Below are 17,934 nucleotides of genomic sequence, written 5' to 3' on the forward strand. Positions count from 1 at the left end.
ATTCCGCCCGTCACCGCACTCCCCCTCCGATCAGCTTCCTCAGCCGCTCCCAGCCCTTCTCCCTCTCGAACCCGGTCGCGCCCCACCGCAGCGCCGGCACCGTCCGGACCAGGCCGTCCCGGTCCCGCTCCAGGACGTGCGCCTCGGCGATCCGCCGACGCCCGCTCCTGTCCCGTACGACGTGCAGCACGACCGACAGTCCGGCACCCAGCTGGCTGTGCAGGGCGGCCCGGTCGAGTCCGGCCGCCGTCCCCAGGGCTTCGAGCCGCGCCGGGACGTCTGCCGCCGTATTGGCATGGACCGTTCCACAACCGCCTTCATGACCCGTGTTGAGAGCGGCGAGCAGGTCCACCGCCTCGCCGCCCCTGACCTCGCCGACCACCAACCGGTCGGGACGCATCCGCAGCGCCTGGCGGACCAGGTCCCGCAGGGTCACGAGCCCGGCACCCTCCTGGTTCGCCGGGCGCGCCTCCAGGCGCACCACGTGCGGGTGGTCCGGTCGTAACTCCGCCGAGTCCTCGGCGAGCACGATCCGCTCCCGCTCCCCCACGAGCCCCAGGAGCGACGCGAGGAGCGTGGTCTTGCCCGTCCCGGTGCCGCCGCTGACGAGGTACGACACACGGGCGTCGATCAGGGCCCGCAGGATCGGTGCCCCGTCCGGCGGCACGGTGCCCGCCGCGACCAGCTCCTCCAGGGAGAAGGCGCGCGGGCGGACCACCCGCAGCGACAGACAGGTCGAGCCGACCGCGACCGGCGGCAGCACCGCGTGCATCCGGGTGCCGTCGGGGAGCCGGGCGTCGACCCACGGTCGGGCGTCGTCGAGACGGCGCCCGGCCACCGCCGCGAGCCGTTGCGCGAGACGGCGGACCGCGGCGGCATCGGGAAACGACACCGGGGCCCGTTCGAGACCGGTGCCCCGGTCCACCCACACCTGGTCGGGCGCGGAGACGAGGACATCGGTGACCGACGGGTCGGCGAGCAGTGGCTCCAGCGGCCCGGTCCCGATCAACTCGCACCTCAACTCCTCTGCCGCACCGAGCACTTCCGCGTCACCGAGCAGCCTTCCCTGGGCCCGCAGTGCCGCCGCCACGCGTGCCGGGGTGGGCTCGGCCCCACTCGCCGCGAGCCGCTGCCGCACGGCGTCGAGGAGCCTCGCCCCGCTGCCCGCTGCGCCATCCGCGCCCCAGACCGCGACCCCCGCCCCGGTCATGCCGCACCGCCGGCGCGCTCCCAGAAGGCGGCGCAGAACCGGCCGAGAGCCCCTCGGGGTTCAGCGCCCGGCGGCACGCCGGCGTCCTGGTCGACCACGATCCCCGGGTCGTAGGGGAGTTCACCGACGAGTGGCAACCGCAGCGCGTCGGCGACCCACCGCTCGTCGAGCCCCGCCGCGTACGGGCCGCGGACCACGGCGCGCAGGTCGCGCACGACCGGACCGATCGTCGAGACCATCCGATGGGCGGCCGCGACGGCCCTCAACTCTCCCGGCACGACGAGCAGTCCCAGGTCGAGCTGGGACAGGGCCTCGACGGCCGACGGGTCGGCCCCGCGCGGCAGGTCGACCACGACGGCCCCGCCCCGTCGGCGTGCGGCGGCGAGCACGGACCGCACGGCCTCTGGCGGCACCGGCGCGGCTGCGTCCCTGCCCCAGCTGAGCACCCGGACGCCGCGCACCGACGGCAGGGACTCCTCCAGGGCGCCGCCGGCCAGGCGGCCCTTCGAGGCGGCGAAGTCGGGCCATCGCCTGCCCTCCTCGCGCTCGCCGCCGAGCAACACGTCGAGCCCTCCGCCCAGCGGGTCGCCGTCGACGAGCAGCGTGCGGTGCCCGGCCCGCGCGGCGGCCAGCGCGAGACCGCAGGCCAGGGTGGAGGCTCCCGCGCCGCCCCGGCCGCCGACGACGCCGACCGTCAGCGCCGCCCTGTCCGCCTCCTCGGCCGCGTCGGCGAGGCGGTCGACGAGCAGGCTCTCGGCACCCGGGAGGCTCAGGACGCTCTCCGCGCCGATCTCGACCGCCAGCCGCCACAGCCCCGGGTCGTCCCGGTCGCGGCCGACGAGGAGGGTCCCGGGCCGGCGCACCGCTCCCCGGCAGCGGACGGCGACGTCGTCGCCGACCAGGACGAGCGGCGGATCGGTCCAGCTCGTGCGCCGGTCCGGCACCCGGTGGTCCACCTCGGGCTCGACTCCGGCGGCGGCGCACAGCCGCAGCAGGTCGTCGAGCAGTCCGAGGTCCTCGGTGACGATCAGCGGCCCCGCCCGACGCGGCCCGGCCGTCCCCGCCCCGTCGGGCCCCGTTCCGTCCGGCTCCGCTCCGTGTGCCGTCCCCATGGCCTCGGAAGTCCTGGATGTCTCCACGACGCACACCCCTCTCGTGATTCCTGTCGGCCGCGGACTTCGCGACAGGAATCACCGTGGGGCCGTCCTGGAAATCGTGCCGATCTCACCGAAAAACTGTGGATAAGCGAGGGGCTGTGAATAACTTCGCCACCCCCTCGGGGACTGTCCGGAACGCAGCCCGACGATTACCGTGAGTGATGGATCGAGAGCCGGGCGGGGCCTCGGTCGATCCGTGACCGATGAACGGAAGGAAGGGAGGGAGCGATGGCGCGCAGGGCCAAAACGGCTCCGGACATGCGACGACCCCCGCCGGGGGGGAGAGCGGGGGTCGTCTCTCCGGCCGGCTCGGGGGGGGAGGAGCCGGACCGGGTTAGCACGGTCGCGAACGATCCGTGACTTCCATGGTGTACCCGAGAGCCTTCTCAGGCAAACCCACGCGCCCCAGCGTACGCCGAATGGCGGGCACCTATGCTCGGGCTCGTGGAAAACCACTCCTTGCCGCGCACAGCCGCCTTCTTTGACCTGGACAAGACGGTCATTGCGAAGTCTTCGACGCTGACCTTCAGCAAGTCCTTCTACCGGGGCGGACTGATCAGCCGCCGCGCCGCCCTGCGGACGGCCTACATCCAGTTCGTCTTCCTGGTGGGCGGAGCCGATCACGACCAGATGGAGCGGATGCGTGAATATCTTTCCGCGCTCTGCAAAGGCTGGAACGTGGCCCTGGTGAAGGAGCTCGTCGCCGAGACCCTTCACGACCTGATCGACCCGATCATCTACGACGAGGCCGCCTCTCTCATCGAGGAGCACCACGCCGTCGGCCGCGACGTCGTGATCGTCTCGACCTCCGGGGCCGAGGTGGTCGAGCCGATCGGTGAGATGCTCGGGGCCGACCGGGTCGTCGCCACCCGGATGGTGGTCGGCGAGGACGGGTGCTTCACCGGGGAGGTGGAGTACTACGCCTACGGGCCGACGAAGGCAGAGGCGGTGCGGGAGCTCGCGGAGTCGGAGGGCTACGACCTCTCGCGTTGCTACGCGTACAGCGATTCGGCGACCGACATCCCCATGCTGGAGGCCGTCGGCCACCCGTACGCGGTCAACCCCGACCGGACGCTGCGCAGGGAAGCCGCGGCCCGGGAGTGGCCGGTGCTGTCCTTCGACAAGCCGGTGCGCCTCAAGCAGCGGCTGCCCGAGTTCCGGATGCCGCCCCGTCCCACGCTCGTCGCCGCCGCGGCGATCGGAGCGGCTGCCGTCGGAGCCGGACTCGTCTGGTACGCGGCGCGGCGCCGGCAGGCGGCCCTCGCCCAACGTCTCGCCGATGACTTTGCCCGAATTTGAGCAATTGGCAGAGAAGTGGATCCACCACTTTCGCTTCCACCCGGACAGGAGTAGAAAGGAATCAGGCCCGCGAGACCGAGGACATCCGAGAGGATCACCTGTTGAGCATGAAGGCCCCACGGACCTAGCACTGAAACCGGGCACCCACGCGACGTCGACCCGTCGATTACGGGCCAGCCGCACCAGGCCACGGGCAAAGTTCCCGGCCTGATGGGCACATATCGAGGACGCTTGGTAACTGGGTGGACGTGCCAGCGGCGGTACCAGCACTGGTGCCGCCGCAACCCATTCCCGGCCCTGTCGCGCCCTTCCCGGCGCTGGTCGCGCCTCCTTGCAGGGCCTGACTCTCAGGCGGCGCCGCGCTGGAGGGCCTCACAGACGGCCGTCGACTCCCGGACGCCCAGCTCGACCGAGCGCCCGCAGTGGGCGATCCAGGCGCCCACGCCCTCCGGGGTGCCCGACAGGTACCCCTCGAAGGCGGCGAGGTAGGCGGCCCGGCCCTGTTCCGCGTGGCCGACCTCGGCCGGGCAGATGGCCTTGGGGTCGAGGCCGCTGCCGACCAGTGCGATCCGCTCGGCCGCCCGGGCGACGAGGCCGTTGTACGAGGTGAAGGGGCGCAGTGCGAGCAGTTCGCCGTGCACCACGGAGGCCGTGACGAGGGCAGGGGCCTCGCTGCCCGCGACGATCAGTTCGGCGAGGCCGTCGAGTCGTCCCGCGACCTCGGCGGGCGTCGGCAGCGGGAGGTCGATCAGCGGTTCGTCGACCGTCTCGCCGTCCAGGCGGGGCCGGCCCACGGAGTCGCCTTCACCGGTACCGGCCGGGAGGCCCGCGTCGCCGGCGGCGACCAGGTGCAGCCGGGCGAGCACGCGCAGGGGCGACTGACGCCAGATGGAGAGCAGCTGCCCGGCCTCGGCGCCGAGACGCAGGGCGGCGCCGACGGTGCGGGCCTCGGCGTCGGCGCTGAAGTCGGTGCGCCGACGGACCTCTTCCAGGGCCCAGTCGGCCCCGGACAGGGCAGCCGAACCGCGCGCGCCGCGCAGAGCCGCCTCGGAGGAGATCTCGTTGCTGCGGCGACGCATCACGCGGTGGCCGTAGACCCGGTCGACGGCCTTGCGTACGGAGTCCACCGCTTCGGCGACGCCCGGCAGGGAGCCGAGGGCGGCCAAGGGGTCAGAGGCGTGCGTACTCATAAGTAGGGAGGCTACGCGCCCCGGGGCCCCGCCCCACGATGGAGTGGTCTTCTTCACGCAGCTTGACCACGAGGTGCAACCATGCCACTACCCTAGGTGAACATGAAGATCGCTTTCGTGGGGAAGGGCGGCAGCGGCAAGACCACGCTGTCCTCGCTCTTCATCCGCCACCTCGCTGCCAACGAAGCCCCGGTCGTCGCCGTCGACGCCGACATCAACCAGCACCTGGGCGCCGCGCTCGGTCTGTCCGAGGCGGAGGCCGCCGCGCTGCCCGCGATGGGCGCGCACCTGCCGCTCATCAAGGAGTACCTGCGGGGCAGCAATCCACGGATCGCCTCCGCCGACATGATGATCAAGACGACACCGCCCGGGGAGGGTTCGCGGCTGTTGCGGGTCCGCGAGGACAACCCGGTGTACGAGGCGTGCGCGCGTCCGGTCCCGCTGGACGACGGTGAGATCCGGCTGATGGCGACCGGTCCCTTCACCGAGTCGGACCTCGGGGTCTCCTGCTACCACTCCAAGGTCGGCGCGGTGGAGCTCTGCCTCAACCACCTGGTCGACGGGGCCGACGAGTACGTGGTCGTCGACATGACGGCGGGTTCGGACTCCTTCGCGTCGGGGCTCTTCACCCGCTTCGACATGACCTTCCTGGTCGCCGAGCCGACCCGCAAGGGCGTCTCGGTCTACCGCCAGTACAAGGAGTACGCGCGGGACTTCGGCGTGGCTCTCAAGGTCGTCGGCAACAAGGTGCAGGGCCGGGACGACCTCGACTTCCTGCGCGAGGAGGTCGGCGAGGACCTGCTCGTGACGGTCGGGCACTCGGACTGGGTCCGCGCGATGGAGAAGGGCCGTCCGCCCCGTTTCGAGCTCCTGGAGGCGGAGAACCGCATGGCGCTCCAGGGCCTCCAGGACGCGGCGGACGACTCGTACGCCCATCGTGACTGGGAGCGCTACACGCGCCAGATGGTCCACTTCCATCTGCGCAACGCGGAGAGCTGGGGCAACGCCAAGACCGGGGCCGACCTGGCGTCGCAGGTCGACCCCGGTTTCGTGCTGGACGAGGGGCTCAGCGCGGTTCAGCCCGCCTGACGCCGAAGGCGGACTCAGCGCGGTTCAGCCCGCCTGACGCCGACGGCGGACTCAGCGCCGTTCGTACCGCCTGACGCCGACGGCCGGGCCGGCGCCACCCGATCCACCCGGCGCCGAGGGGCGGCTCGGCACCGCCCGGCGCCGCCCGGCCCGGCCGGCATCGACGGCCGGGGGCAGCGCCGCCCGGCCCACCCGGTGCCGACGGTCGGGATCGGCGTCGCCACGCCCGATCGACGGCGCCGATGGTCGGGCTCAGTGGCGTCCGGTGTGGCCGGTGGCCTTGGCCGGGGCGCCTGCCGGGACGGCCGGCTGGGGGGCGAGGAAGGCCTTCCAGCCGCCCGTCGGCGCCTCGCCGACCTTCAGGGTGCGCATCTTGGCGATGACGTCGGGGTCCTGGGCGTCGAGCCAGTCGGCGAGCTGGCGGAAGGACACGCACTTGACGTCCTTCTGCACGCAGACGGTGGCGATGGTCTCCTCGACGGCCCGCATGTACGTACCGCCGTTCCAGGACTCGAAGTGGTTGCCGATGATCAGCGGCGCGCGGTTGCCCCGGTAGGAGCGCTCGAAGGCCTGCACCAGGCCGTCGCGCATCTGGTCACCCCAGTAGCGGTGCTGGGAGGGGTCGCCCTGGGTCGTGCCCGACTGGTTCACCAGGAAGTTGTAGTCCATGGAGAGCGTCTGGAAGGCGCGGCCTGGGACGGGCACGAGCTGCATCGACAGGTCCCACAAACCCAGGTCCTTCTTGGGCCAGATCTGGTCGTTGACGCCGCTGGTGTCGTAGCGGAAGCCCATCTGCGCCGCCGCCCGGACGAAGTTCTTCCGGCCCTCCAGGCAGGGGGTGCGGGCGCCGACGAGCTCCTTGTCGTAGTCGAAGGGCAGCGGCTGTTCGGCGCGCAGGCCGGCGTTGGTCTTCCAGTGCTTGACGAAGGACTTGGCCTGGTTGATCTCGCTCTTCCAGTCCTCGACCGACCAGTTGTCGACGCCGCTCTCCTTCCCGCAGAAGTGGCCGTTGAAGTGGGTGCCGATCTCGTTGCCCTCCTGCCACGCACCGCGCAGTTCGCGGACGGTGGCGCGGATCCCCTCGACGTCGTTGAAGCCGATGTCCGAGCGGCCGGGACTGTGCTGCGGCGGGTCGTAGAGCTCCCGCTTCGCCTCCGGCAGCAGGTACACGCCGCTGAGGAAGTACGTCATGGTGGCGTCGTACTTCTTGCCGACCGCGCGGAAGTGGGAGAACAGCTTCTGGCTGTCCTCGCCGGCGCCGTCCCAGGAGAAGACCACGAACTGCGGCGGGGTCTCGCCGGGCTTGAGCTTCTGCCAGACCGGCTGGCGGGGTTGGACGCCGGTGAAGGCGGTCGAGCCGTCGCCGATCAGCCGGGGCGCGGTCTGGGGTGCCGCGGCCGCACCCTTCTTGACGCCCGCGTCGGAGGTCCCCTTCGTGGCGGCGTCGTCGGAGCCCGAGCAGCCGGCGAGGCCGGTGGCGAGGGTGAGGGTGAGGGCGCCGACGACGAGCGCCTTCCTCCGGACGGTGGTCGTTCTGCGGGGGGCTGACATCCGCACACCTTTCCTCAGATCCTCGGATTTACGTACAAGCGGCGTAAACGTCGCACCACGAGGACCGGGGGCCGTCAACGACAAGCGGCATGTGCACGTTCTGTCACCGGAACCGGTGAATCATTGCCCTGTTTGCCCCGAAAATAATGCCGCAGTCTTTACTCTCCATTACGATCCATTTACCGAGCGTTGATCCTCTGCCCCGACACTTCGGAGGCTCTCGCCCGGAGTCCCGCCACTGCACCCCGCACGAGCCGCGACCGCGCTGCCCCGGAGGAGACGGGAACATGACCCTCTGCACCCCTGACCGCACGACCAACCGGCCCCGGATCCAGCGGCCTCACAGCCCGCCGGACGGACCCCGACGCCTCCGCCTCGCCGGCGCCGACGTCTCCGCGTCCGTCGCCGTCTTCCTGATCGCGCTGCCGCTCTCGCTCGGCATCGCACTCGCCACCGGAGCCCCGCTCCAGGCCGGCCTGGTGGCCGCCGCCGTCGGCGGCCTCGTCGCCGGCCGGTTCGGCGGCTCCCCGCTCCAGGTGAGCGGCCCCGCCGCCGGACTCACCGTCGTGACCGCCGAGCTCATCCAGCGGTACGGCTGGCGCACCACCTGCGCCATCACCGTCCTCGCCGGTCTCACCCAGATCGCCCTGTCGGCGCTGCGCGTGGCCCGCTCGGCGCTCGCCGTCTCGCCCGCGATCGTGCACGGCATGCTGGCCGGCATCGGCGTCACCATCGCCCTCGCCCAGCTCCACATCGTGCTCGGCGGGACGCCGCAGAGCTCCGCCGTGTCCAACGCCCTCGGGCTGCCCGCCCAGTTGGCGCGCGCCCACCCGGAGGCGCTGGCCATCAGCGCCCTCACCGTGGCCGTGCTGCTGTGCTGGCCGCGCCTGCCGGGGCGTGCGGGACGGCTGGTACGGAAGGTCCCCGCCGCGCTCGTCGCGGTGGCCGGGGCGACGGCCGTGGCCTCCTTCACCGGGCTCGCCGTGCCGCGCGTGGACCTGCCGTCCTGGAGCAGCCACGCCCTGCCCGGCCTGCCCGAGGGCCCGGTCCTCGGCATCGCGGCGGGCGTGCTCACGATCACGCTCGTCACCAGCGTGCAGTCGCTGCTGTCGGCCGTCGCGGTCGACAAGCTGGTCGCCGCCCGGGGGGACCTGGGCCAGGGCATCCCCCGTTCCCGCCTCGACCGCGAGCTCGCCGGGCAGGGCGCGGCCAACATGGTCTCCGGGGCGCTCGGCGGCCTCCCGGTCGCCGGGGTCGCGGTCCGCAGCGTGGCCAACGTCTCGGCGGGAGCGGTGAGTCGCGCCTCGACCATGCTGCACGGCCTGTGGATCGTGCTCGCGGCCCTGCTGCTGGTGCCGGTGCTCGACCTGATCCCGCTGCCCGCGCTCGCCGCCCTCGTCATGGTGGTCGGCATCCAGATGGTGAGCATCACCCACATCCGTACGGTCACGCGGCACCGCGAGGTCGTCGTCTACGTGGTGACGCTGACGGGAGTCGTCCTCATCGGCATCCTGGAGGGCGTCGCCCTCGGCATCGCCGTGGCCATCGCGGTCGCCCTGCACCGGCTCACCCGCACCCGGATCACCCGGGAGGAGCGGGACGGCCGTCAACTGCTGCGCGTCCGGGGCCAGCTGACCTTCCTCGCCGTGCCCCGGCTCAGCCGGGCGCTGCACCAACTGCCGCAGGGTTCCGACGTGGTGGTCGAGCTCGACGGGTCCTTCATGGACCACGCCGCCTACGAGGCGTTGAGCGACTGGACCGCCGGGCACCTCGCCCACGGCGGGACGGTCGAGACCACCGGGCCGTCCGGTGTCCGGATCGCCGAGCCCGCGTCCGTCACCGACTCCGCCTCGCACCCCTGCTGCCGCCCCTGGACGCCCTGGCACAACCATCAGTGCGGGGAGAAGCCGACCGGGACCGGACGGGCGGCGGGAACCGGGCGGGCGACGGGGCTGCACCTGGCGAGCGGCATCGGCAAGTTCCAGCGGAACACGGCCCCGCTGGTGCGGGACGAGCTCGCCCGGCTCGCCCGGGAGGGGCAGCGGCCCTCGCAGCTCTTCCTGACCTGCTCCGACTCCCGTCTCGTCACCAGCATGATCACCTCCAGCGGCCCGGGCGACCTGTTCACCGTGCGGAACGTCGGCAACCTCGTCCCGCTCCCCGGCGAGGAGAACGGGGACGACTCGGTGGCGGCGGCGATCGAGTACGCGGTGGAGGTGCTGCGGGTCGAGTCGATCACCGTCTGCGGCCACTCCGGCTGCGGCGCGATGCAGGCCCTGCTGAGCGGCGGCCCGGACGACCCGCCGACCCCGCTCCGCCGCTGGCTGCGCCACGGCCGGCCCAGCCTGGAGCGGATGGCGAGCCGACGGCACGCCTGGGCCCGGATCTCCGGGCGCCTTCCGGCCGACGCGGTCGAGCAGCTCTGCCTGACCAACGTGGTCCAGCAGCTAGAGCACCTGCGGGCGTACGAGCCGGTCGCGCGCCGACTGGCCGAGGGCACGCTCACGCTGCACGGCGTGTACTTCCACGTGGGCGAGGCGCAGGCGTACCTGCTCTCCGGGACGGACGAGGTGCACGGCTACGACGAGGTCTTCACGCGGGTGATGCCGACGGATCCCCTCGAAACGGTCCCCCTGGACATGCCGGCGGATCCCCGCGACCCGGCACCCCGGGACATGGCGACGGATCCCCGCGACCCGGCATCCCGGGAGACGGCGGCGGATTCCCTCGAAGCGGCGGTCCGGGACATGCAGGCCGACCGACTGGAGGCGGCGCGCGCCTCCTGAACCTTCCGGTCTTCCCGGCCGTGAGACTGTGCGGCCCCTTCTCCCTCCGCTCGGGAAGAAGGGGCCCTCGCACGTCAACATGCTCACAGGTCTAAACCAATTCCCTGGAGGCTCTTGTCACCCGGGCATCTGACTGATGAGCTATGACGCGGGACACATACGCACAGAGGACGCCCTGGGAAAGGGAGATGTCGTGAGCAACGAATCCTTGGCCAACCTGCTCAAGGAAGAGCGGCGGTTCGCGCCGCCCGCCGAGCTGGCCGCGGACGCCAATGTGACGGCGGAGGCGTACGAGCAGGCCAAGGCGGACAGGCTGGGCTTCTGGGCCGAGCAGGCCGGGCGGCTCAGCTGGGCCACCGAGCCGACCGAGACCCTCGACTGGTCGAACCCGCCGTTCGCCAAGTGGTTCGCGGACGGCGAGCTGAACGTGGCGTACAACTGCGTCGACCGGCACGTCGAGGCCGGCCACGGCGACCGGGTCGCCATCCACTTCGAGGGCGAGCCCGGCGACAGCCGCGCGATCACCTACGCCGAGCTCAAGGACGAGGTCTCCCGGGCCGCCAACGCCCTGACCGAGCTGGGCGTCCGCAAGGGCGACCGGGTCGCCGTCTACCTGCCGATGATCCCCGAGGCGGCCGTCACGATGCTGGCCTGCGCCCGCCTCGGCGCCGCCCACTCGGTGGTCTTCGGCGGCTTCTCTGCCGACGCCGTCGCCTCCCGCATCCAGGACGCCGACGCCAAGCTGGTCGTCACGGCGGACGGCGGCTACCGCCGCGGCAAGCCGAGCGCCCTCAAGCCGGCCATCGACGAGGCCGTCGCCAAGTGCCCGCAGGTCGAGCACGTCCTCGTGGTGCGCCGCACGGGCCAGGAGACCGCCTTCACCGAGGGCCGCGACGTCTGGTGGGACGACGTCGTCGCCCGCCAGTCCACCGAGCACACCCCGGAGGCCTTCCCGGCGGAGCACCCGCTCTTCATCCTCTACACCTCCGGCACCACGGGGAAGCCGAAGGGCATCCTGCACACCTCCGGCGGCTACCTCACCCAGGCCGCCTACACCCACCACGCCGTCTTCGACCTCAAGCCGGAGAGCGACGTCTACTGGTGCACCGCCGACATCGGCTGGGTCACCGGACACTCGTACATCGTCTACGGCCCGCTGGCCAACGGCGCGACGCAGGTCATGTACGAGGGCACCCCGGACACCCCGCACCAGGGGCGGTTCTGGGAGATCGTGCAGAAGTACGGCGTCACGATCCTCTACACGGCGCCGACCGCGATCCGCACGTTCATGAAGTGGGGGGACGACATCCCCGCGAAGTTCGACCTCTCCAGCCTCCGCGTGCTCGGTTCCGTCGGCGAGCCGATCAACCCCGAGGCCTGGGTCTGGTACCGCGAGCACATCGGCGCGAACAGGACCCCGATCGTGGACACCTGGTGGCAGACCGAGACCGGAGCGATGATGATCTCGCCGCTGCCGGGCGTCACGGAGACCAAGCCGGGCTCCGCCCAGCGCCCGCTGCCGGGCATCTCCGCCACCGTCGTGGACGACGAGGCGAACGAGGTCCCGAACGGCGGCGGCGGTTACCTGGTCCTCACCGAGCCGTGGCCGTCGATGCTCCGCACCATCTGGGGCGACGACCAGCGCTACATCGACACGTACTGGTCCCGCTTCGAGGGCAAGTACTTCGCCGGTGACGGCGCCAAGAAGGACGACGACGGCGACATCTGGCTGCTCGGCCGGGTCGACGACGTCATGCTCGTCTCGGGTCACAACATCTCGACGACCGAGGTCGAGTCGGCCCTCGTCTCGCACCCGTCCGTCGCCGAGGCGGCCGTCGTCGGCGCCGCCGACGAGACGACCGGCCAGGCGATCGTCGCCTTCGTCATCCTGCGCGGCACGGCGAGCCAGGACGACAACCTGGTCTCCGAACTGCGCGACCACGTGGGCGCGACCCTCGGCCCGATCGCCAAGCCGAAGCGGATCCTGCCGGTGGCGGAGCTGCCGAAGACCCGCTCGGGCAAGATCATGCGCCGTCTGCTGCGCGACGTCGCGGAGAACCGCGAGCTGGGCGACGTCACCACCCTGACCGACTCCTCCGTCATGTCGCTCATCCAGAACCAGCTGCCGACCACGTCCGACGAGGACTGAGCGCCGGCTCGCGCGCACGAAGCGAACGCCCGCCCCGAGCCGCTCGGGGCGGGCGTTCGCGTGCCCCCTCCGCCCGGCGGGACGTAAGGTGCATATCTCCTTAAAGTGAATCTCGCCGGACACATTCCGGGCTCGTTAGGTAAGGTAAGGATCGCGTCAGGAACGCGACGGAAAGACCTAGGTGAGCCGGGAAGTCTGGTCGGCATGTGCTTCGCCCTGCCTGCCCGACGGAGGTCCCCACGTGTCCGTGTCCAACGACCGCAAGTTCCTCGGCCGCCTCTCGCTGCCCGAGCGGCGGTACATCGCCGACGCCCTGCGCGCCGAGACCGTCGGCGGCGTCCTGCTGCTCCTCGCCGCCGTCGCCGCCCTCGTCTGGGCGAACACGTTCGGCGGCGCGTACGAGGCCGTACGGGACTTCCACATGGGACCCGCCGCGCTCGGCCTCGACCTGTCGATCCAGCACTGGGCCGCCGACGGCCTCCTCGCGGTCTTCTTCTTCGTCGCCGGCATCGAGCTCAAGCGCGAGCTCGTCGCGGGCGAGCTGCGCGACCCCAAGGCCGCGATGCTCCCCGTCATCGCCGCGCTCTGCGGCATGGCGGCCCCCGCCCTCGTCTACACCCTGGTCAACGGCGTCGGCGGCGGCTCGCTGGACGGCTGGGCCGTGCCCACCGCGACCGACATCGCCTTCGCGCTCGCCGTCCTCGCCGTGATCGGCACCTCGCTGCCGTCCGCGCTGCGCGCCTTCCTGCTCACCCTCGCCGTCGTCGACGACCTGTTCGCGATCCTGATCATCGCGATCTTCTTCACCGACGACCTGAACTTCGCCGCGCTCGGCGGCGCCGCCGCCGGACTCGTCGTCTTCTGGCTGCTGCTCCGCAAGGGCGTCCGGGGCTGGTACGTGTACGTGCCGCTGGCCCTGGTCGTCTGGGGCCTGATGTACAACAGCGGCGTCCACGCCACGATCGCCGGCGTCGCCATGGGCCTGATGCTGCGCTGCACCACCCGGGAGGGTGAGGAGCACTCCCCCGGCGAGCACATCGAGCACCTGGTCCGGCCGCTCTCGGCCGGACTCGCCGTGCCCCTCTTCGCGCTCTTCTCCGCCGGCGTGAGCCTCTCCGGCGGCGCGATCCACGACGTCTTCACCCAGCCGGTCACCCTCGGCGTGGTCCTCGGTCTCGTCGTCGGCAAGACGATCGGCATCTTCGGCGGCACCTGGCTCGCCGCCCGCTTCACCCGGGCGGAGCTCAACCCCGACCTGGCCTGGCCGGACGTGTTCGCCGTCGCCACCCTCGCCGGGATCGGCTTCACCGTCTCGCTCCTCATCGGTGAACTCGCCTTCGCCGGGGACCCCGTCCTCACCGACGAGGTGAAGGCCGCCGTCCTGATCGGCTCGCTCGTCGCGGCCGTCCTCGCCTCCGTCCTGCTGAAGCTGCGGGTCCGGAAGTACCAGGCGCTCTGCGCCGACGAGGAGCGCGACGACGACGAGGACGGCATCCCCGACGTCTACGAGCAGGACGACCCCGAGTACCACCTGAGGATGGCCGCGATCTACGAGCGGAAGGCGGCGGAACACCGGGAGCGCGCCCAACTGGCGGGGGCATCGCGCGACGGCGCCGACCGTCCGGCATGATCTGAGTCGGACCGTAGACAGAAGGAGAGGGAGCAGCGATGAGCGACCCGTTCGACGGCACCGAGCGCAGCCTCGGCCAGCTGGTCGCCTCGGCGACCGCCGAGATGTCCGCGCTGGTGCACGACGAAATCGCCCTGGCCAAGGTGGAGATCCGACAGGACGTCAAGCGCGGCGCGATGGGCAGTGCGGCGGGCATCGCGGCCGCCGTGGTGCTGCTCTTCTCGCTGCCGATGCTGAGCTTCGCGCTCGCGTACGCCATCAACACCTGGACCGGCGGGCACAACGGCAACGGGGGCTGGAACCTCGTCTGGTGCTTCCTGCTGTCCTTCGCCCTCAACGTGCTGATCGCGATGCTGCTCGGGCTGATCGCGTACGCCAAGTTCAAGAAGGTCAAGCCGCCGGAGAAGACCATCGCCTCCGCCAAGCAGACGGCGGCGATCATGCAGAACGCGAAGCCTCACCCCCGTCCGGAGCCGCGCCCGGCACTGGACAAGGCCTCCGTTGTGGCACGCTCGTCCGTATGACCCTTCCCGAGAGCACCGGCGGCAACGGCGGGCCCGTGCGGCTCGACGGGCCGTGGACGCACCGCGACGTGGCCGCCAACGGCGCCCGTTTCCACATCGCCGAGATGGGCGACGGCCCGCTGGTGCTGCTCCTGCACGGCTTCCCGCAGTTCTGGTGGACCTGGCGCCACCAGCTGCCCGCCCTCGCCGAGGCCGGTTTCCGGGCGGTCGCGATGGATCTGCGCGGGGTGGGCGGCAGCGACCGCACACCACGCGGTTACGACCCCGCCAACCTGGCCCTCGACATCACCGGCGTCGTCCGCTCCCTGGGCGAGCCGGACGCGGCGCTCGTCGGGCACGACCTGGGCGGCTACCTCGCCTGGACGGCCGCCGTCATGCGGCCGAAGCTGGTGCGCCGGCTCGTGGTCTCCTCGATGCCGCACCCGCGCCGCTGGCGCTCGGCGATGCTCTCCGACTTCGCCCAGTCGCGGGCCGGTTCGCACGTCTGGGGCTTCCAGCGGCCGTGGCTGCCGGAGCGTCAGCTCGTCGCGGACGACGGTGCGCTCGTGGGCGAGCTGATCCGGGACTGGTCGGGTCCGAAGCCGGTCGACGAGGAGGCCGTCGAGGCGTACCGGCGGGCGATGTGCGTCCCGTCGACGGCGCACTGCTCGATCGAGCCGTACCGGTGGATGGTGCGGTCGCTGGCCCGCCCGGACGGCATTCAGTTCAACCGGCGCATGAAGCGGCCGGTGCGGGTGCCGACGCTCCATCTGCACGGCTCCCTGGACCCGGTGATGCGGACCCGCAGCGCGGCGGGGTCGGGCGAGTACGTGGAGGCGCCGTACCGCTGGCGGCTCTTCGACGGCCTCGGGCACTTCCCGCACGAGGAGGACCCGGTGGCCTTCACCACGGAGCTCGTCAACTGGCTGAAGGATCCCGAGCCCGACCGCTGAGCCGGAGCGCCGGTGCCGGGTGCTGAGGGGCCGTCACCCGATCCGGCGTACGGGCGTCCGTCGAACGGCCATGTGCCCCGCGCATACTCCGATTGGCGGGTCCGGGGGAGGTTACCGACCTTGGCCCCCGGGCAGACGTCGAAGTATGGGCTGGACGCACGACTACGGTGACACGACAGCACGCGACCGTCGCTCGGCCACGGGGCCGGTCTCCCGCGAGAGGGGTGGCCAGGCGGACGTGGGACACGCGGTACCAGAGGTGGGGATCTCGCGCATCCTGCGCCGCAGGGCCCGCTGGGTCTCGGCCCGGCTGCGGCACCCCAAAAACACCCTGTAAGCCCTCTTCGGGCCCTTCTCAGAGGGCGCAGCCCTGGGTGTCGACCTGCTGGTCGGCGGTCCGGCCGTGCTCGATGTCCTCACGGATCTCGTCGACCGTCAGGGCGTATCCGGTGTTCGCGTCGTCGAGGGAGCGGGCGAAGATCACGCCGTACACCTCGCCGTCCTCGGTGAGGAGCGGACCGCCGGAGTTGCCCTGGCGGACCGTCGCGTACAGCGAGTACACGTCCCTGCGCACCTCGTCGCGGTGGTAGATGTCGGGGCCCTTGGCGCTGATGCGGCCCCGCACCCGGGCCGAGCGCACGTCGTACGAGCCGTTCTCCGGGAATCCGGCGACGATCGCGTCGTCACCGCTGCGGGCGTCCTCGTCGGTGAAGGCCAGCGGCGTGGCCCTGAGGCCCGGCACGTCCAGGACGGCGATGTCGCGCTGCCAGTCGTAGAGCACGACCTTGGCGTCGTAGAGCCTGCCCTCGCCGCCTATCTGCACGGTCGGCTCGTCGACGCCGCCGACGACGTGGGCGTTGGTCATGATGCGGCGGTCGGCGAAGACGAAGCCGGTGCCCTCGAGGACCTTGCCGCAGCTCTGCGCGGTGCCGACGACCTTCACGATGGAGCGCTGCGCGCGGGCGGCGACGGGGCTGTCGGCGAGCGCCGGGTCGGGCGGGGTGACGGGGGTGATCGGCTCGTTCGCGAAGGGGCTGAAGACCTGGGGGAAGCCGCTGCGGGCCAGGGTGGAGCTGAAGTCGTCGAACCAGCCCGAGGCCTGATCCGGCATCACCTGCTCCACGCCGAGCAGCACCTTGGAGTTCCGCACCTCCTTGCCCAGGGTGGGCAGCGAGGTGCGGGCGAGGGCGGAGCCGATCAGCCAGGCCACGAGCAGCATCGCGACGACGTTGACCAGGGCGCCGCCGGTGGCGTCCAGGGCGCGGGCCGGCGACCAGGTGATGTGCCGGCGCAGCTTGTTGCCGAGGTGGGTGGTGAAGGCCTGGCCGACGGAGGCGCAGACGATGACCACCATCACGAAGACGACGGTGGCCGTCGTCGAGACCTCGCTGTGGTCGGTCAGCTGGTCCCAGAGGATCGGGAGCAGCAGCACGGCGACGAGACCGCCGCCGAGGAAGCCGACGACCGAGAGGATGCCGACGACGAATCCCTGGCGGTAACCGATGATCGCGAACCACACGGCGGCGAGCAGCAACAAGATGTCCAGCACGTTCACCGTCAGTAGCCTCGCAGATTCGTTTCCGGTCACCCGGGGTCGGTCGGCCCGAAGGCCGGTCCGCCCGGAGGTCAGCCTGTCATGAGCGCCAGTCGAGCGGGACCTGCCTGGACCGGTCCCAGGGGCGTTCCCAGCCGGCGTAGTGCAGCAGCCGGTCGATGACGCCGGCCGTAAAACCCCAGACCAGAGCGGATGCGACGAGGAACCCGGGGCCCTTGTGGCCGCTCGGGTGCACGGTGGTCGCGCGGTTCGCGGGGTCCGTGAGATCCGCCACGGGGACGGTGAAGACGCGGGCGGTCTCTCCGGGGTCGACGACGCCGACCGGGCTGGGGTCGCGCCACCAGCCGAGGACGGGGGTGACGACGAAGCTGCTGACCGGGATGTAGAGCCGGGGCAGGACGCCGAAGAGCTGGACGCCCGCCGGGTCGAGGCCGGTCTCCTCCCGGGCCTCGCGCAGGGCGGCGCGCAGCAGGCCGCCGTCCGCCGGGTCGCCGTCCTCGGGGTCGAGGGCGCCACCGGGGAAGGAGAGCTGTCCGGCGTGCGAGCGGAGGCTGCCGGAGCGCTCCATGAGCAGCAGTTCGGGTCCGCGCTCGCCCTCGCCGAAGAGGATGAGGACGGCGGACTGGCGGCCGGTGCCGTTCTCGGGCGGCAGGAAGCGGCTCAGCTGCTCGGGCCGGACCGTGCGGGCGGCCCGGTCGACCGGTTCGAGCCAGTCGGGCAGGCCGTCCCTGCTGAGCAGCCCGGCCTTGCCGGGTCCGTGGATCTCTTCGTCAGTGCGCGTCACAGGTACCCCCGTGGTTCACAACGCGGTCGATGGACGGGTTCGTTCCCGGTGTCTCCCCCGCCCGGGCCCCCCGGGCGG

The 17,934-nt window shown here is 71.9% G+C and carries 14 protein-coding genes; 8 read left to right on the plus strand and 6 right to left on the minus strand.

The features are described from left to right. Positions 1 to 10: 10 nt before the first annotated feature. Both ACZ66Z_RS13215 and ssd read right to left on the minus strand, forming a co-directional pair. Positions 11 to 1,210 (minus strand): TadA family conjugal transfer-associated ATPase, encoded by a 1,200-nt coding sequence (locus ACZ66Z_RS13215; protein WP_469934062.1) that lies wholly within the window; start codon positions 1,208 to 1,210, stop codon positions 11 to 13. Further along, entirely contained in the window at positions 1,207 to 2,322 is a 1,116-nt protein-coding gene (gene ssd / locus ACZ66Z_RS13220) for a septum site-determining protein Ssd (RefSeq protein ID WP_469934063.1), read from the minus strand. Before ssd ends, ACZ66Z_RS13215 begins: the two co-directional genes overlap by 4 nt. A gap of 477 nt (positions 2,323 to 2,799) precedes the next feature. Here ssd and ACZ66Z_RS13225 point away from each other — a divergent pair, with 477 nt between their 5' ends. After that, positions 2,800 to 3,666 (plus strand): HAD family hydrolase, encoded by an 867-nt coding sequence (locus ACZ66Z_RS13225; protein WP_469934064.1) that lies wholly within the window; start codon positions 2,800 to 2,802, stop codon positions 3,664 to 3,666. A gap of 347 nt (positions 3,667 to 4,013) precedes the next feature. Here ACZ66Z_RS13225 and ACZ66Z_RS13230 read toward each other — a convergent pair whose 3' ends face one another. After that, positions 4,014 to 4,856, minus strand: coding sequence for a Fic family protein (locus ACZ66Z_RS13230; RefSeq protein ID WP_469934065.1), 843 nt, complete (start codon positions 4,854 to 4,856; stop codon positions 4,014 to 4,016). Positions 4,857 to 4,958: 102 nt separating this feature from the next. Between ACZ66Z_RS13230 and ACZ66Z_RS13235 the strand changes: the two genes are divergently transcribed. Then, positions 4,959 to 5,945 (plus strand): ATP-binding protein, encoded by a 987-nt coding sequence (locus ACZ66Z_RS13235; RefSeq protein WP_469934066.1) that lies wholly within the window; start codon positions 4,959 to 4,961, stop codon positions 5,943 to 5,945. A gap of 252 nt (positions 5,946 to 6,197) precedes the next feature. On the opposite strand, the gene ACZ66Z_RS13240 is transcribed toward ACZ66Z_RS13235, so the two are convergent. Next, positions 6,198 to 7,496: a polysaccharide deacetylase family protein gene (locus ACZ66Z_RS13240; RefSeq protein WP_469934067.1), complete on the minus strand. Its 1,299-nt coding sequence runs from the start codon at positions 7,494 to 7,496 to the stop codon at positions 6,198 to 6,200. Between the two features lie 287 nt (positions 7,497 to 7,783). On the opposite strand from ACZ66Z_RS13240, the gene ACZ66Z_RS13245 reads away from it, so the two are divergent. The 6 genes from ACZ66Z_RS13245 to ACZ66Z_RS13270 all read left to right on the plus strand — a co-directional run bounded on the left by ACZ66Z_RS13245 (position 7,784) and on the right by ACZ66Z_RS13270 (position 15,854). Beyond that, positions 7,784 to 10,282 carry a SulP family inorganic anion transporter gene (locus ACZ66Z_RS13245; protein ID WP_469934068.1) on the plus strand — a complete coding sequence of 833 codons (2,499 nt, stop codon included), beginning with the start codon at positions 7,784 to 7,786 and terminating at the stop codon, positions 10,280 to 10,282. 193 nt (positions 10,283 to 10,475) lie between these two features. Continuing rightward, positions 10,476 to 12,431: an acetate--CoA ligase gene (gene acs / locus ACZ66Z_RS13250; RefSeq protein ID WP_469934069.1), complete on the plus strand. Its 1,956-nt coding sequence runs from the start codon at positions 10,476 to 10,478 to the stop codon at positions 12,429 to 12,431. Positions 12,432 to 12,672: 241 nt separating this feature from the next. Continuing rightward, positions 12,673 to 14,061, plus strand: a complete 1,389-nt coding sequence (gene nhaA / locus ACZ66Z_RS13255) for a Na+/H+ antiporter NhaA (protein WP_469934070.1) — start codon at positions 12,673 to 12,675, stop codon at positions 14,059 to 14,061. A gap of 38 nt (positions 14,062 to 14,099) precedes the next feature. Beyond that, a complete protein-coding gene (locus ACZ66Z_RS13260; RefSeq protein ID WP_469934071.1) occupies positions 14,100 to 14,585 on the plus strand; it encodes a phage holin family protein in 486 nt (161 codons plus the stop codon). Beyond that, the gene (locus ACZ66Z_RS13265) at positions 14,582 to 15,517 is read left to right on the plus strand and encodes an alpha/beta fold hydrolase (RefSeq protein ID WP_469934072.1); all 936 of its coding nucleotides are present in this window, start codon (positions 14,582 to 14,584) and stop codon (positions 15,515 to 15,517) included. The genes ACZ66Z_RS13260 and ACZ66Z_RS13265 overlap by 4 nt, the downstream gene beginning before the upstream one ends. Before the next feature lie 145 nt (positions 15,518 to 15,662). Further along, on the plus strand, positions 15,663 to 15,854 hold the full coding sequence (locus ACZ66Z_RS13270) for a hypothetical protein (RefSeq protein ID WP_469934073.1): 192 nt from the start codon (positions 15,663 to 15,665) through the stop codon (positions 15,852 to 15,854). 18 nt (positions 15,855 to 15,872) lie between these two features. On the opposite strand, the gene ACZ66Z_RS13275 is transcribed toward ACZ66Z_RS13270, so the two are convergent. Next, a complete protein-coding gene (locus tag ACZ66Z_RS13275) occupies positions 15,873 to 17,072 on the minus strand; it encodes a MarP family serine protease (RefSeq protein ID WP_469934074.1) in 1,200 nt (399 codons plus the stop codon). A gap of 79 nt (positions 17,073 to 17,151) precedes the next feature. Then, positions 17,152 to 17,856, minus strand: a complete 705-nt coding sequence (locus tag ACZ66Z_RS13280) for an NUDIX hydrolase (protein WP_469934075.1) — start codon at positions 17,854 to 17,856, stop codon at positions 17,152 to 17,154. Between the last annotated feature and the right edge of the window lie 78 nt (positions 17,857 to 17,934).

The sequence above is a fragment of the Streptomyces sp. NPDC107498 genome, assembly GCF_055582805.1.